Origin of the sequence: Veronia nyctiphanis, assembly GCF_004116385.1 — a bacterium.
GTDB lineage: Bacteria > Pseudomonadota > Gammaproteobacteria > Enterobacterales > Vibrionaceae > Veronia > Veronia nyctiphanis.
On the sequence record NZ_PEIB01000001.1, the window covers coordinates 379,638 to 394,406 of the forward strand.

A 14,769-nucleotide genomic window follows, 5' to 3' on the forward strand; every position below is an offset into this window, starting at 1 on the left:
CTTTTCTGCACAATATTTAAAGTGATCTGGGATAAGAGTTAAGAAAGGTTGTTAGGATGCACGCCCAATGTATAAAGAGGTTACATTATGAAAAAGTGTTCAATAGCCCCCTTTCTTCTTGTGCTGGTAGCCGCACCTACTTATGCGGATTGGAATACCGGAGTGAAAGTTTCTGGGATGTCAAAAACGTTTGAAACTGACACGAATAGCCAAGATAGCACCAGTCTTGCAACCTTAGTCGGTTCCGTGGGGTATTCGATGCCTGCTGGAGTAAACGGGTTGACTGTATCACCGGAATTACATTTTGGTGTCGGAGCTTTGAGTGGGGCGGTGGATAACAACGGTGCTCAGATTGCTGAAGTGGCTATTGACAGCTTCCAAAGTTTTTCATTGAAAGCGCAGTACGCTGTTAACGATGCTGTTTATATTTATGTAGCGCCAGCATATACAAAGGTATCTTACAAACTATTTGACGAGAATGTATCTGTGATTAAATCAGAAACTGATTACTCGATAGGTGCGGGTTTCGGTTATCGAGTAAATGAAAATTTATCTGCAGAGTTTGCATATGATAACCTGAATGATACGAACATTTTCTCATTCGGTGTGAATTATAAGCGTTAAATAATTTTGGGCATGGACGTTATATTATTGTGGTTTGGTGCCTACCTGTTTAGTACGCTTCGTTTTCACTAAATACATTAACGATGATACCTCCGTCCATGTCTTCATAGATTTTGAAGACAATAGGTCGACAACAGACCTGACAGTCTTCGATGTATTGTTGATCGACGTCGGTACTATCAATCAGAACATCAATCAATTCACCGCAATAGGGGCAGCCAATCGTTTGTTCGTTCAACTCTTCCATGCTTTTTCCTTACAGAGGTTAGTTTTTAACTCGACCTTTTACTCGTACATCTTAACGTAGCCGAAATAAGAAACGTTAGAAACCTCACTTAGGATCTATCAGGAACCTGTCACTGAAAACTCAAGTGTTTCGCCAAGCTGCCCGTCGATAAAAAGGCGTGTACCGTCATCAAACTCAAGGCATATCTCATTTGATCGTGGTCTGAAAACCCTAAGCACTTTTTTGCTTGTAATCATCCGTTCGATAGCCAGTGCTTCTTGGTTTAGTGCCTCCTCATTATTTTGCTTATCTCTGTCTTTCAGCATGAATGGCACCGCAATAACTCCCAAGATGATTAGATGGCTGACATTTTTGAACACGTTTCTTCAAACCAGTAAATTAATTGAACATTGTTTTATAATTTGGTTGGATATTAATTGATGAGATGCATTTACGTCAATGGAACAGTAACGATCAGTTTGTGTTTGCGGTTTTTGATTAGCCAGAGCTGAGCGACATTCTGAGCAAAGGCCAATCCTCATTATTGAAGCTTCTTACACTCGTTTCTCGGCCTGTTACCCTAAAACCGAGGGACTCATAGCAGCGGATCGCAGGTGTGTTTTTCTCAAAAACGGCAAGAGAGAGTGAATGAGCACTCAGATTTTCAGTCGCGTAATCTATGGCCATTTGAACCAATTGTTTCCCATAGCCTTTGCCACGCCCAGCTTCCTCATTGATCAGCACACGGCATAGTCGGAATTCACCTTCCGAAAGTCTGAACAGTTCAATGAACCCTATTTTTTGCTCGTCGCTGACTAACCAAAATGAGGAGACCTCTTCTTTCTGCTGATGTTCGGCGATTTGTTCAACCGTGATAGGCCAGCGATAGAGCGGGCCACCCCATAAGAGGTTAGATTCGGGCGTTGGGATCCAGCGACAAGCAATGAATAATCAGCAGGTAGGAATGGAGTTAGCTTCATATTGTTTAACTTTCTGACTCAAGACAATTAGCCCCACCCATCAGGTTGTTCTAATGGAAGGGGCCTAGTTTGATCAATAACTAATAGTGACTTTGGCCGCCACAGATTTAGCAATGTTTACGGCTTCATCCACATTGCTGCCTCGGGTAAGTGCCACGCCTAATCGGCGGCTGCCATCAATATCAGGCTTGCCGAACAACCTCAGTTGAGTATCTGGATTCGTCAGTGCTGTATGGAGACCAGCAAACCTCAGATCTTGAGATGTGCCGTTACCCAAAATAACCGCTGATGCTGATGGGCCATACTGGCGAATGCCTCCAACAGGCAAACCGAGAAATGCCCGAACATGCAAAGCAAACTCAGATAAATCCTGTGAAATCAGCGTGACCATGCCAGTGTCGTGTGGACGTGGAGATACCTCGCTGAAGATCACATGGTCGCCTTTTACAAACAACTCAACACCAAACAGACCATGACCGCCAAGCGCGGTGACGACTTTCTGCGCGATGGCTTGCGCATTTTCCAGGCTTTGTCCGTCATAATCTGTGGCTGCCAAGATTCGCGATAATCGCCATCTTCCTGACGATGGCCAATCGGATCACAGAAGTGAATGCCATCAACGGCGCTGACCGTGAGAAGGGTAATTTCATAGTCGAAGTCGACAAAGCCTTCGATGATCACTTTGCCTTTTCCGGCGCGGCCACCTTCTTGCGCATAGTCCCAAGCCGATTTAACGTCTTCTTCTGATTTCAGCAGGCTTTGACCTTTGCCCGAAGAGCTCATGACCGGTTTAACAAGGCATGGAAAACCGATGGCCGATACATGATTGGTAAATTTTTCGTAGGTATCGGCAAATTGGTAAGAAGAGGTGGGCAGCTCAAGCTCTTCTGCCGCCAAGCGGCGAATACCTTCACGGTTCATCGTCAAGCGTGCTGCTGTCGCTGTGGGAACGACATGTAAGCCTTGCTGCTCCAATTTAACGAGCTTTGGTGTAGCAATAGCCTCTATTTCAGGGACGACAAAATCCGGTTTTTCTTCAGCAATCACTTTTGCTAAGCGTCGCCATCAAGCATATTAAGCACATGACTTCGGTGAGCAACCTGCATGGCAGGTGCATCGGCGTAACGGTCACAGGCTATCACCTCGATGCCCAGCCGTTGGCACTCTATCGCGACTTCTTTGCCGAGTTCGCCTGCACCTAATAATAGTACCCGTATTGCACTTGTCCGGGTTGCCGTTCCAAACGTCATTGTTTCAGCCATAGTGGTTCCCTGTTGAGAAGTATTCGCTGATTCTAACGAAATACCATTTAGGCGCAAACGTTTGCGGTCAGGCTTTCCAGTTGATGCGTCGTTTGATCGCTTTCAGTGAGCAAACTGCACCTATTGAGACACGGGTTTTGGTAAATATCACTTAGGTATCAATTTAGCTAGGTTTGACGGGATAACAGCTCAGAAACAGTGACAAAAGTGTAGCCTTTGGCTTTGAGCCCACGGATGATGCCGGGGAGCGCTGCGCGAGATTGGTTTCTGGCTCCATTTAGTACATGCAGGAGAACAATTGAGCCGGGGCGGGTTTATGTCAGCACTGAATTGACGATATCGTCCGATGTGGCGAACAGGTCATTGTCTGCTTCAACATCGCCAGTCACTGTCACTATATCGTGTTTATTGAGGTAATAAGGAAGGACAAATAGCTTCTTAAAGTAAGGAGGCCGGAAGGTCATTTTGCCCCGATAACCCGTTTCACGGATGAGGTGAGAGGTTTCAGTGATCTCCCGTTCTATGGTGTTAATACTTTTAAACACCAACCGCTTGTGAGTGAATCCGTGGTTACCAATTTCGTGGCCTTTAGCAACGATCTTCTGTGTCGTTCTCATATTGTCCCGGATACCTCTTCCATTGAGATAAAACGTGCCTTTGACGTTGTGTTTGTCGAGAATCGCTAAGACGTCGTCAGGGAGTTGTTTATTCCAAGGGCCATCATCGAACGTTAAAGCCACGACTTTATCGTTTGTCTCCACGCGATGAACAATGTCACCGAAAAGCTGAAAGGTTCTCGAATTACTCAGTGAGTAAAGCCCAAAAGCGATGACGAATATGATTGTTAAGAGTATTAATGTCCTTTTCATGACGCATTCCTTGTATTAAAAGCGTGTGGCACATCGGAGCCAGAAAAGCACATACTGAGGGATAAAAAAGATAACTAAGTGACTGAAAAGTGGTAGATAGTGGTCTAATTATGACAAAAAAGGGCATCGTATTTAAAGGCGCGCTTTACACCGGATACAGCTGAGATATTCAGCGTAAAATACTGGCTGGGATAGTGTCATTCATCAATGACATCTCCCAGACAGTTGATACAAAAAATACACTTAAAACCCTTTATGCTTCTTTCTGTACGCTAGAGGACTGACGCCTTTTATCCGCCTGAACTGTCGGCTAAAGTTAGCGAGGTTTTGAAATCCGACAGTTTGACTGATCGTGGCCACGGCTTCCGCTGTCTCGGCGAGCATCACACAAGCACGCTGCACTCTCACCCGATTGACGAAATCCGTAAAGCGATGGCCCGTTGATTGGTGAAAGAAGCGTGAAAAGTAAGAGTCTGTCATATTCAACAAACTGGCGACATCTTTGAGTCTGATGGGTTGTTGATGCTTTGTCATCACATAATCGATGACCACACTGACCCGGTTTTGTAACGTGCTTGCATCCCTCACCTCAGACGCTGGTATCGTTGACAGCACCCGATTTTCAGCTTTGTTAATGTAATTAATCAGGCTGAGAAAATGCATCAGGCGTTCAACCCCCTGGCTATCGCGTATCTGTGCAAAGCGCCTCTCTGACTCGATGAGTGGCACATTGAGAAACTCAAGGCCCATTTTTGCTCTCTCAAGCATCTCAGCGAATTTTTCCAGCTCTGGAAAAATGCGTGCTGCCATCGGAAAAAGGTCAGGCTTAAACTGGATGACCATATCTCTCTTTGCACGGTGCTCGTCAGGTTCTAGCTGACTGATCCAGTTGTGGGGCAGCCATGGACCGACGAGGCTGAGGTGTCCAGGGGCAAAGGGAGCAAGATAATTACCAATGGTCACTTTTCCCTGAGTGTCGGTGATGAGATGTAATTCATAGTGTTCGTGCACGTGCCAGTGAATTCTTCGGTCAGGTAAACCATGCTCGTAGTAGCAGATTGACTCTTCCTCTATTTGGATAAACTCCCAAACAGGTTCTTTATCAATCTCGTGTGTCACTAATTCCATTTTCCCTCACTCATTAATTAGCTCTTATTTTATTGGCCTACTTTAGATAGCTCTTATGTAATTAATTGAACTATCGTTTAGCAATAATGAACGATGTAAAGTCTCACTTTAGTCTCAGCAATGATAAAATATGCTACATTTTATGGTCTTATATGCATATTGTTGTTATCAACGACCAGAAAAGTTAGCAGGCTGTTAACCCCCATGTCTACTAAGCTGGATCGTTCCACTAATCGGTCCTGATTGGTTATTGTCGTTTTGTAAAAGTCGCGGTAAAAATAGCCATCAAGCATTCGGTTGAAGTGTCACGTCTCTTCTTTGGTGAATAATGTTTCATGTCATTAACCTCAGTGAACGGTTCTGCTGTTTTGGCGTGTAAAGACAGAATAACCGCCATCGACTGTTGTTAAGGAATGAAGGACGGCATATCCGCATACCCACCCAGTTCTATTAGCAAACACAAAGGTAAGATTGGCCCATATCTCTCCACTGTGGAAAAGAATATGAATATAAAACCAAGCGCGTATCAATTCGGAGAAAATTCGGAGATTAGTGTCTCAATTGTTGTCTCACTTTTGCTGTGACGCAAAAAAAGTGAGACGTGCTACCAAGCTTTAGTTCGTTTTTCGGGCGTTTCTACCAGTGTTTGCCAGACTTTTTTATGACAAGAGCAGACACTTCTGCTGTTTATGGGTACGGAGAGTATTTTTGACTCTTCAAACGCTGCGCTTATGAGCGAGGTCGTATGAGCATGAGAATTGATTTGTTGCTCCGCAAGTTTGGCTTCAAAGGTGACCAAGAAGACAGTTCGCCGATTGAAGACACAATGCAGACTATTTTTGAGCAACTGAATGAACTAGAGATTGTGTGGGAAGATTCTTCTATTGGCTGGTTGTTGTTACTGACGGAACAACTGCATGACACCGAGGCCTTCAACAGGCTTGTCGCCGTTGTTAAGGCCGAAGTGGCCGCTGATCCAGATTTTTCCTGTTTCAGAGATGATGAAGCGTTATCCGCGATCATCATTACGGCGATCAATGAGGCGACAAACCTGAAAGGTCAAATGTGCATGGAATGTTGTGGCTCCGGTGAAATTGATCATGGAGACAACACCGAAACATGCCCCAAATGTAAAGACGGTTATTTGCCTTGGACAGACGAAAGAAGGTATGAACTCTTTGTTCAGCTTTACTCTTCGCCTTACAGCAATTTACCCGATACAAGCCGATGATTGGTCAGCTTGTTGACCAGCTTTCAATGGAGAAATTAGCAGCATTGCTGGCAATAAAAGGGCGAATTGAAAAAGAGAATAAAGTGGATCAAAAAGTCGCTTAATTTTCGTGGTTTGAACATACTCCGCTGGCAATTCGTGGCGTTTACGCCACGCTGCCTCGCATTTCGTTTTCGCTTCCATTAACACACTTCAGCTAAGGCTATATTGTTACTTCAGATCAGGTAACAAGCCGTGCAATGGCATGTTTACTAACGCCGAGCGTTTTGCGCACAAACAGCTATCCATTTCTGCTTTGTAGATTCCTTAACGCCATACCCACTCAGTGAGGCTACATTCAAAATACTCACCTGTTTTGGGTGTTTGATTAAGCAACAACCCAGTCTCCCTAAGCGTTTTTAATTGCAGTGGTACAGAATGTGAAGATTCAATCAATCAAACAAGATCGCGCGATATTATTGCTGCCGATATTCATCGAGATGGAAAAATACTATTTTGGTGCGTGCGATGTGACTGACGAGGAGATGTTGGCATACATAGAAGAGTCGGTCTTGTCTGACCACTCCAGCATCAAGATTTCTGCCATATTCGATGACAATTCCCTCCTTGGGTTCGCAAGCTATGCCATTTTATATCCCGGCCCAAAGCAGGGTGGGCAGATGTACATTAAAGACCTCTTCATCTCAGAAAGTGCAAGAGGGAAAGGGCTTGGCCTTGAAATGATGCGCCACCTTGCGGGCATTGCTGTGCAACATCGTTGTTCCCGTTTGGATTGGACGGCCGAAAGCACAAACCCAACGGCCGGGCAGTTTTATCAGTCGATAGGTGCGGAGTTAGTGACAGAAAAAGAGTATTACCGCTTTTCAGATAAAGACTTAGAGGCGTTGGCAAATGGATGTAACTGAAAGTGAAGTAAAAAACTTCAACGGGGCTAAGTTGGCGACCTTTTATGGTAGCGAGTTGATCGTATACAAACGGGACAATATTGAAGGTATTCCATACCCTGACTGCTGGGACTTTCCGGGCGGCGGCAGAGAAAATAACGAAAGCCCCGAAGTTTGTGCGCTGAGAGAGTTTGAAGAAGAGTTTAGCGTCAAGGTACCTGAAAGCCGTATTCACTTTAAAAAGTACGTAAAGAGCCACACAGGTAAAGGCGGCGCATACTTTCTCGCACTCACTTTGCAGCAAGAGGAATTTGAACAAATTCAGTTCGGTGATGAAGGCCAATACTGGCAATTAATGACAATTGAACAATACCTTGCGCACCCAAAGGCGATTCCAGCTTTAAAAGAAAGGCTCACTGCCTATTTGTCGGAAAGAACCAACACAAAATGAGCTCAGAAGGTCACTTGCCTGAATAACAACTAGCCGAGCAGCTTCACCAGTTGCTCAATCTTAATGTTTGATAGCTGTCGGTAATCAAAATACGGGCAAATAAACACAGGTAAATCAGGGTGAACGGCAAAAGATTCACTCAGCCAAACACACTCACCGGCAATCTCCAACTGCTTTGCATGCGTTCGCCCCGCGATAATATGCAGCCCACCAAACCGGGCATTTTCTTTGATATCCGCGTTTCCAAAATACAAAGCCGTACCGCTGTTTTCTTGCAGCAATGAAGCGTCTCTGAATGACTGCCAACTATCAAAGGCGTCAGGAAAAGAACGATGGGTTGTTGGAAGTGCAAAAAGCAACTTTGCATACACATTGAACACCTTCCGCCAACCATTGCCGCCAGTTTGGTTTATCGCAAAGATATCGCCCGTTGCGAGAGGATAGTGCGTCTCTAGAGGGAGCGGGGAGCCTATCGCTTTTTCAAAGGGAGGGGATTTTTCTATATAAACAGAAAATATTGCCTTGCTATCTCCAAGTGCAGTGAACGACATCAATGGGATTTCCGAAATCTCAACATATTGGCGCGACAAGATACCATGCAGCCTGCCAAAAGCAGGTGCCACGGGCGAATCATCATGTATCACTGAGAGAGATGATAAACGTATTTAACGGCATTGTTCTCTTTCAGAAAATCACCGATAGTTGAAAACGTCGCAGTAACGGGGCGTGAGGGATGGTCTGATGTGGTTATCGACTTAACAAACATCGAGCCCAGTGCTAGTTTGGTGCTGCTGATATGTACCCGTTGTGGTTTGAAGTGGGCCTTTTGGTAGGCTTTAATCTGCTTAATGTTATCGGTCCGGTAAATGGCCGACGTAATCACATCCAGAGTATGCTCAGTGCAGTTTTGATACCCAAGCGTAAACGGGTTGGCAATCAGCGAATACCTTGGATTATGAAGCTTTTGGTAGGTGTGTGAATTAATCACGGACAACAGCCTCTGCTGAAGCGTTGACGAGGGGATAATGATGCCGGCCTTGAGGTCATAAACACCGGCAAAAAAATCGACAGGAAAATCCCGCACCAACTCGCTGCGGTCATCCTTGCCGGGCGTCTGATAGAGGTTGTAAATCATATAACCCCGCGTTTTCTTTCCCTCGGTGCTTTCTATTTGTGAGTAAACGGCCAGTGCTGTATGCGTATAACGAATCCCTTTTGGTAAATCACTCCTTGGCTCGCCGACTCTGGCTAAAATAGCGACGCGCGCCCCACGTTGTGCCAGTGATTTTTCAACATCCTTAGCAAATTGAATGATTTTCTCCGGTGCATGATTGGGCGGAGCGTTAGCCTGACTTCCCGCTTGGGAGGTCAGGCTAACAAGAGAGAGTATGAGGGCAGAAAACATTGACCTGATTTGCAGTGCCATAGTCACTTCTCCTTGTTAGCCATCGAGTTTACTGACCTGACAGCGCTTCGGCAGGTGATGGGTAAGCGGTGAAGCTTTCTTCACACACATCCAACGGCTTATCGAAATTGATATCCGCGAAGTCGAGAGCGGCCTTACCTGCACTTTCACTCAGCGCGCCAAGCCCGCCAACAATCAAAAACGGTGCGGCGGAAGCGGCGAGAGCAACCTGACCGGACGCTGCCATGCTGTGAACGGTGGAAGCCGCACTGGCAGAGCCTGCGGTGGATGCATTATCAACTGCCTTCTTGCTGTGATTAGTTGATGCAACGGCCTGGCCAGAAAATGCCAGCGATAATGTCATTCCTATAATTGTTGCTTTAATTGCATTCATCGTAATGTCCTTCTCTTGATGTTTTGTTAATCGAAATCATTAATTATAAAACGATGTTCGATTGAGACTCAGATTAGAGTTGGAGTGCTTAAAAAACAATGTTCAATTGTGATTAATGAGAGTTAGATCGTTGGATGGTCCGTAAGCTAATGAAAGTATTGGGACGACTAAAACAAACCCTGCACGGTGCAGGGTTTGTTTTACCAGAGTCACGTCAACGTCATGCCAACGTTATGATGAGTATTCGAGCCAGGGGCGTTTGCTCTCTTCTGCGGAGCTGGAAAGGGTTTCTTCGAAGCGTTGAATTTGGTCTCGCCCTTTTGCTTTGGCCTGATACAAAGACGCATCGGCTTTTTCTAATGCTGAATACAAATCATCAGCCTTGTTTGTGGTGTGAAGGCCAATAGAGACAGTCACCTGAATCGGTTCTTTGTCTTCACCAATATCCACAACCATGGTTCTTACTGCATTCAAAATACGCGTGGCAATTTTGTTGGCGTTTTCTTGGCTGCAATCCGAAAGAAACAGAATAAACTCCTCGCCACCAAAACGACCAAAGATGTCCTCTTCTCTGATCCGCGATTGCACTGCTTTTGCAAACGCCTCTAGCACCCGATCGCCAGCGAAATGGCCATAACGGTCATTCACACGTTTGAACTTATCCAAATCAAAGAGAATAACGGTGAACGGCGACTTTTTGTTTTTGCGTTTATCAAATCGTTGCTGCGCCTGAGTCATTAACATGCGGCGATTGTAAACACCCGTTAATGGGTCGAGCGTGGCATGTCGATAAAGCTTCATGATCATATGCAGCTGCGACAGCTGTGACCAAGCCACCATAACCGCGGTGATCCCCTCAAATGAGAACAACATCTTTCTGACATTATCGACCTCATGACCACCAAGAACCGTCACCGAGTATTGCGTCATAAAGGTAATACCAATCAGCAGCAAGCACTCAGAAGCAGTGAGAGGAAATATTGCCAGCACAACAATATGTATCAGCGGCAACATAGCGTAGCTAAACGAATAATGCGTATGGTCAAAAGGGAAATCTAACACCAGGCTGGCACTGAAATAGAACAGGTTGGCAGCAATAACCAGCAGCGTGAGCGCAAATTTGATACGAAGCAGGCTGGTGCTGCTGTGCACAGTTGAAGCGATATAAAGGGCCGACGTGGCAAAGAGCAATCGCAATGCAGAAAGCTGAAGGGTCTGGCTGTTAGAAATTTCATCCAGCGCTGACAGTTGCGCGAAATCAATCGCGATCCAGACAAGGTTAGCGGCCGCCCAAATAACGCACAGAGCTTGAAGCCTGCCTTTGAGGTACGCATGTCTGGTCGTATTGAAAGACTGCGCATGATTTCTACGGGACCAGAGTTCGTACAGCGACAGCTTCCAACGAAGCAGCCTAGGTTCTTTGCGAAGAGATATGGCCATGTGACATGCCTGCTAACTATTGTTTTATTTAATATTTATTATTTAACGAACATTATGCTACTGCATGAATAATGAGCAATATATAAAAATTAAGCGTTTCAACAAGGCGTCTTTCATTAGTGTGATGTAATACATATGTTGCAGGTCAATTACGCATTTTGCGTGATGACGAGCAGCACGTATAATTCGCCCATATTTCAACGTGAGAGTGTGTTACATGTTATTGAGTTTTTGTCTGGCATTGGCTGCTGGTGTGATTGGCGCGCAATTGGTGCTGACACTGGTGTTGCTGAAAGGGGATATCTGTCCGGGCCAAAGAGGCCGCATTCACGGCGTGTTCTGGTATTTGGTCGCAGGGTGGGGCTGGTTATCCCCGTTTCATTTTGGGCGGTACTACCTTTTCTCTCTCTGGGGATTTTTTCATTCAGGGCAAAAACAGGCAAAACCCGGCAGGTAGGCCCAGTCCCTTTGCTTCATTTGGCGAATGGATTTGGCGTGCTGACATTGGGCATGTTTGTGCTTGAAGGTGATTTACTCAGTAACCTCATTCTGTTGCTTCAAGCTGTGATTTTGGGTGCCGCCAGTTCCCACTGTTTATTGGTGAAAGCCCGCTCTCGCTTGCAGGCATTCAACCAGATCCTCCCCATCGTTGGCGTAGTATCAGTAATGCTGATGTCGCTGGCCGTTGCTGGTGTGGCGTACCAGCTTCAGTTAGATGTTGAGTCTATTACGCCGTTTTTGATGACCCTCGGCCTGCTGCTGTTGGGTGTGGCATTTTGGCTTGTTCACCTTTTCAAGCAAGACAAGCCCCAACTCATGATGCTTGTGCCCGCGTTGAGCGCAGTGACCTTATCTTCTTACCTGCTTAATTCGCTGATTCGGTAAACTGATAAAGGGATATCGTGGGTACGCGAGTACCCACTTTGTTGATGTTAATTTCAATAGTGAACGTTTAGAACAAGCCGAGAGTCATATCAAATTATAGTTATATCAATATGCAGGTAGCTAAGCCTAAAGGCGGTGATAGTCTAACTAAGTTCTCTCTCGGTGAGATAATTTATAGTGGAAGATTAGAAATAAAGAAATTCTGATAAACCCCGTATAGTGGGGTTTACCTTTAGTAATTATATCTGTGTGAAGACGTTTAATTTTATAAAGAGTTACTCTTCCATCTCTCTTGCTTTCGATAAGGCTGACGCTACTAATCCGGCAGGTATAGAAACAATACCAAGCCCAACTATTAGTACGAAAAATGTAAACACTTTTCCTCCTATAGTAATAGGATAAATATCGCCATACCCAACTGTTGTTAACGTTGCTACTGCCCACCAAAGGCTATGAAAAATAGAACCAAATGTATCTGGCTGTGCTGGGCTTTCAAAATAATAAATACCAACACTGGCAAGGTATAGAATTATTAGGGAAGCTGATAAAAATAAAATTAATTCTTCTTTGGCAATGCTAAAAGCTTTATTGAATCTCCGAATCGCAGCATTATAACGAGCTAATTTTAGCACCCTTACCAATCGAAGAAATCTAAATGCTCTCACAGATCTAAGATCTAGCCCAGTTGAGAGATAGAAAGGTAAAATTGCTAGTAAGTCGACAACTCCAAAAAATGAAAAAATAAACTTTAATTTTTTTATCACTGCAATAGACTCTAAGAATATACTCGATAGTGAAAACAATGACAGTTATTACTTCAATAATACTTAAATAATTACTTTGTTTTGAACTTAAGTCTGGCAATGTCTCTAAAGAAAAGCTTATCAGTGAAACTACTATTAATATCTGAGTAAACAGAGAAAAAACCTACCTAACTTTGTCGACTGGTCATCAACTATTTTTCTTAAAAATTCTTTCATATTTACCTGATCCGAAAAAGGAATTCTCCGAGTGGCGGAGGAAAATAATTTTTTCTAGCTCACCGATAATCGATGAAAATCGGTTTCATGAAAAAACACCAAACTGGGATATAATTTTGAGAACAACTCAGGATTTCCTTTTGTTGTATAACGCCTTGTTAAAGTGTGAGCAACGCAATACTCAAGCCGCCGCATACCACCTTAAACACAAAGCGCAACACATATTGAAAGTGCCACGCCTTGCGAGTCACTCTTGAGCAGATTGTTGTAAGGTTTAGGAGGCGTTATACCCAAAATTTACAGTCTGTAGTTTTGATTTCCATAAACTCTCACGCTTAATGACTTGTTCAGGATTCAGTGATGAAGACAGGACTTCAAGAATTGTAAACTTAAAGTGTTTTTCAAAGTAGTCGCGGGTATTTATAGCATAAAGTTCTTTCAGCTCTTTATTATTTCCGTGGTAGCCATAAATATAGTCAGACCAACGTCCCCAAATGCCATTAGCTCCGTAAGCTGAACCAATATAGTGCTTTCCTGTTTTAGTATCGGTTAATAAGTAAATACCAAAAACACTACTTAACGCCACTTTCCAGTCATTTAATTCATTTTTTATAACTATGCTCATCACTTCAAAGCTATGGTTCACGTCATCATAAGATTCAAAGCACTCACCTTGATATGAATATTGTAAAATTGATGATACTTTTGAGTGCGAGAAAATATAATCTGGCTTGAAGACAGTACCCCTCGTATTATCTCCTTTATAATCAATTATTAGGCGACCAATAAGTTCAGAAAATTGACTGTTTAACTTTACCTCATAGCTATCTGAATCACGGCTGGTAATGTCAAAAATACCACCAAACAAAAACTCTGATCCAGAAACTTGGGCGAAGCTTACTATTTTGTCTTTAACAAAACGTTCCTTTTTCGTCCCTCTGTACACTTGCCAACCAGCCCACTCTTTATGACTTCGAGCCAATACATCAATAGGACGAGTTCCGCCTGGCTCTTGTTTTGCCAGGTGGAAGCGGTATTCAGAGTTATTATTTAACTCTGAAAAAATTAAACCCAAATCCATAAATACCTCTGAACTTGAAAAACCATAAAACCCCAGATTTTCCTATGTGATGCAAGGACTAAACTTGCAACTGCTGGCAGGCCACTAATTTTCGGGCTTGCCAATAATCGGCGTAAATCGATTTGGCGAAAAATAAAACTTTAGGGGTGATTAATTACATTGAGCGGAGCATATCAAACTGGACATGTGGAGAGAACACTAAATAAGAGTTTATACTCTAAATCGTACTGAATTTGAGACATTATTTACTAAGTGTAGCGAAGTGATTTCTATTCTCTTTTATTGGTTGCGAGCATGTAAAGGGTTTGAGTGAAAAAGGCTAAATCAAGTTAGCGCCCGTAGGTGCGGGGTGTATGACTCTCAGTGATAGGTACTGATGATGCACGAAAAAATTGCAGGACGTGGTGAAACCATCATCGCGCGTTGGTCGTTCCGTTGGTTAGATCGTTACGTGTAAACTACGCCAGCTTTTTATACAAAGGGTAATATAAAATACCACTTAATATCATTGGATATACAACACTCAAAAGAGCCAGTGCTAATGCATAGCCTAAAACAGATAGATCTTCTATATTGTTAGCAATAGCAACTAAGCTAATTAAGAAAGAAATACCAACTGCCCAGAATGAAAATTTAATTTTTGCTTTATAAACTAAACCAAGTTCTGGTTTCTTGGTCGATGGATGAGTAAACATATACTTAAAGCCAACTATTGATTTTAGTGTTTTATCCCAACCAAATACTGCAAGAGGAATACCATAAACAAAACCCAGAATAACAATGAACGTTTGGGTATCTAGAAATATTCGCCAATCAGCCGATAATGTGACCGACAAAAAGATAGCCGCCACAGAAATTAACCAACCTATAAAATGACTCATAAACACTTCCTAAGTTACCCACCCAAAGTAGACACTCTCTATAGGTAT

The 14,769-nt window shown here is 43.7% G+C and carries 17 protein-coding genes and 1 pseudogene; 5 read left to right on the forward strand and 13 right to left on the reverse strand.

Going from position 1 to position 14,769, the window contains the following annotated elements; translation table 11 throughout:
• The first annotated feature begins 87 nt into the window (after window positions 1–87).
• Window positions 88–624 carry an outer membrane beta-barrel protein gene (locus CS022_RS01705; RefSeq protein ID WP_129120819.1) on the forward strand — a complete coding sequence of 179 codons (537 nt, stop codon included), beginning with the start codon at window positions 88–90 and terminating at the stop codon, window positions 622–624.
• 49 nt (window positions 625–673) lie between these two features.
• On the opposite strand, the gene CS022_RS01710 is transcribed toward CS022_RS01705, so the two are convergent.
• The 6 genes and pseudogenes from CS022_RS01710 to CS022_RS01735 form a co-directional block, all read right to left on the reverse strand.
• Entirely contained in the window at window positions 674–871 is a 198-nt protein-coding gene (locus tag CS022_RS01710) for a CPXCG motif-containing cysteine-rich protein (protein ID WP_129120820.1), read from the reverse strand.
• 98 nt (window positions 872–969) lie between these two features.
• Window positions 970–1,176: a hypothetical protein gene (locus CS022_RS01715; protein ID WP_129120821.1), complete on the reverse strand. Its 207-nt coding sequence runs from the start codon at window positions 1,174–1,176 to the stop codon at window positions 970–972.
• 172 nt (window positions 1,177–1,348) lie between these two features.
• Window positions 1,349–1,795 (reverse strand): GNAT family N-acetyltransferase, encoded by a 447-nt coding sequence (locus CS022_RS27905; protein ID WP_129120861.1) that lies wholly within the window; start codon window positions 1,793–1,795, stop codon window positions 1,349–1,351.
• A 108-nt stretch (window positions 1,796–1,903) separates the two neighbouring features.
• Window positions 1,904–3,080: pseudogene (purT, locus tag CS022_RS01725) on the reverse strand (formate-dependent phosphoribosylglycinamide formyltransferase).
• Between the two features lie 326 nt (window positions 3,081–3,406).
• Window positions 3,407–3,961, reverse strand: a complete 555-nt coding sequence (locus tag CS022_RS01730) for a polysaccharide deacetylase family protein (protein ID WP_201746180.1) — start codon at window positions 3,959–3,961, stop codon at window positions 3,407–3,409.
• 243 nt (window positions 3,962–4,204) lie between these two features.
• The gene (locus CS022_RS01735) at window positions 4,205–5,089 is read right to left on the reverse strand and encodes an AraC family transcriptional regulator (protein WP_129120822.1); all 885 of its coding nucleotides are present in this window, start codon (window positions 5,087–5,089) and stop codon (window positions 4,205–4,207) included.
• A gap of 751 nt (window positions 5,090–5,840) precedes the next feature.
• Between CS022_RS01735 and CS022_RS01740 the strand changes: the two genes are divergently transcribed.
• From CS022_RS01740 to CS022_RS01750, 3 genes are all read left to right on the forward strand, one after another.
• Window positions 5,841–6,320, forward strand: coding sequence for a hypothetical protein (locus CS022_RS01740; RefSeq protein ID WP_129120823.1), 480 nt, complete (start codon window positions 5,841–5,843; stop codon window positions 6,318–6,320).
• Between the two features lie 419 nt (window positions 6,321–6,739).
• Window positions 6,740–7,225 (forward strand): GNAT family N-acetyltransferase, encoded by a 486-nt coding sequence (locus tag CS022_RS01745; protein ID WP_129120824.1) that lies wholly within the window; start codon window positions 6,740–6,742, stop codon window positions 7,223–7,225.
• On the forward strand, window positions 7,212–7,655 hold the full coding sequence (locus CS022_RS01750) for an NUDIX hydrolase (protein WP_129120825.1): 444 nt from the start codon (window positions 7,212–7,214) through the stop codon (window positions 7,653–7,655). The genes CS022_RS01745 and CS022_RS01750 overlap by 14 nt, the downstream gene beginning before the upstream one ends.
• Window positions 7,656–7,684: 29 nt before the next feature.
• Here the strand turns inward: CS022_RS01750 and CS022_RS01755 are convergent, their stop codons facing one another.
• The 4 genes from CS022_RS01755 to CS022_RS01770 form a co-directional block, all read right to left on the reverse strand.
• Entirely contained in the window at window positions 7,685–8,278 is a 594-nt protein-coding gene (locus tag CS022_RS01755; RefSeq protein WP_235869184.1) for a DUF6942 family protein, read from the reverse strand.
• Window positions 8,279–8,295: 17 nt separating this feature from the next.
• Window positions 8,296–9,081, reverse strand: a complete 786-nt coding sequence (locus CS022_RS01760) for a DUF2145 domain-containing protein (protein ID WP_129120826.1) — start codon at window positions 9,079–9,081, stop codon at window positions 8,296–8,298.
• A gap of 28 nt (window positions 9,082–9,109) precedes the next feature.
• A complete protein-coding gene (locus CS022_RS01765; RefSeq protein WP_129120827.1) occupies window positions 9,110–9,454 on the reverse strand; it encodes a hypothetical protein in 345 nt (114 codons plus the stop codon).
• Window positions 9,455–9,685: 231 nt separating this feature from the next.
• Entirely contained in the window at window positions 9,686–10,894 is a 1,209-nt protein-coding gene (locus tag CS022_RS01770) for a GGDEF domain-containing protein (RefSeq protein ID WP_129120828.1), read from the reverse strand.
• A gap of 210 nt (window positions 10,895–11,104) precedes the next feature.
• Here CS022_RS01770 and CS022_RS01775 point away from each other — a divergent pair, with 210 nt between their 5' ends.
• Entirely contained in the window at window positions 11,105–11,779 is a 675-nt protein-coding gene (locus tag CS022_RS01775) for a hypothetical protein (protein ID WP_235869185.1), read from the forward strand.
• Window positions 11,780–12,054: 275 nt separating this feature from the next.
• Here CS022_RS01775 and CS022_RS01780 read toward each other — a convergent pair whose 3' ends face one another.
• The 3 genes from CS022_RS01780 to CS022_RS01795 form a co-directional block, all read right to left on the reverse strand.
• Entirely contained in the window at window positions 12,055–12,543 is a 489-nt protein-coding gene (locus CS022_RS01780) for an ion transporter (RefSeq protein ID WP_201746181.1), read from the reverse strand.
• Window positions 12,544–13,033: 490 nt separating this feature from the next.
• Window positions 13,034–13,840: a GIY-YIG nuclease family protein gene (locus CS022_RS01790; RefSeq protein ID WP_129120829.1), complete on the reverse strand. Its 807-nt coding sequence runs from the start codon at window positions 13,838–13,840 to the stop codon at window positions 13,034–13,036.
• A gap of 458 nt (window positions 13,841–14,298) precedes the next feature.
• Window positions 14,299–14,721: a hypothetical protein gene (locus CS022_RS01795; protein WP_129120830.1), complete on the reverse strand. Its 423-nt coding sequence runs from the start codon at window positions 14,719–14,721 to the stop codon at window positions 14,299–14,301.
• Between the last annotated feature and the right edge of the window lie 48 nt (window positions 14,722–14,769).

What these genes read in the sequence shown, in the direction of transcription:
- CS022_RS01770 (WP_129120828.1), bottom strand. Translation starts at nt 10,894, where the DNA reads ATGGCCATATCTCTTCGCAAAGAACCTAGGCTGCTTCGTTGGAAGCTG.
- CS022_RS01790 (WP_129120829.1), bottom strand. Translation starts at nt 13,840, where the DNA reads ATGGATTTGGGTTTAATTTTTTCAGAGTTAAATAATAACTCTGAATAC.
- CS022_RS01740 (WP_129120823.1), top strand. Translation starts at nt 5,841, where the DNA reads ATGAGAATTGATTTGTTGCTCCGCAAGTTTGGCTTCAAAGGTGACCAA.
- CS022_RS01710 (WP_129120820.1), bottom strand. Translation starts at nt 871, where the DNA reads ATGGAAGAGTTGAACGAACAAACGATTGGCTGCCCCTATTGCGGTGAA.
- CS022_RS01735 (WP_129120822.1), bottom strand. Translation starts at nt 5,089, where the DNA reads ATGGAATTAGTGACACACGAGATTGATAAAGAACCTGTTTGGGAGTTT.
- CS022_RS01765 (WP_129120827.1), bottom strand. Translation starts at nt 9,454, where the DNA reads ATGAATGCAATTAAAGCAACAATTATAGGAATGACATTATCGCTGGCA.
- CS022_RS01715 (WP_129120821.1), bottom strand. Translation starts at nt 1,176, where the DNA reads ATGCTGAAAGACAGAGATAAGCAAAATAATGAGGAGGCACTAAACCAA.
- CS022_RS01730 (WP_201746180.1), bottom strand. Translation starts at nt 3,961, where the DNA reads ATGAAAAGGACATTAATACTCTTAACAATCATATTCGTCATCGCTTTT.
- CS022_RS01795 (WP_129120830.1), bottom strand. Translation starts at nt 14,721, where the DNA reads ATGAGTCATTTTATAGGTTGGTTAATTTCTGTGGCGGCTATCTTTTTG.
- CS022_RS01760 (WP_129120826.1), bottom strand. Translation starts at nt 9,081, where the DNA reads ATGGCACTGCAAATCAGGTCAATGTTTTCTGCCCTCATACTCTCTCTT.
- CS022_RS01705 (WP_129120819.1), top strand. Translation starts at nt 88, where the DNA reads ATGAAAAAGTGTTCAATAGCCCCCTTTCTTCTTGTGCTGGTAGCCGCA.
- CS022_RS01750 (WP_129120825.1), top strand. Translation starts at nt 7,212, where the DNA reads ATGGATGTAACTGAAAGTGAAGTAAAAAACTTCAACGGGGCTAAGTTG.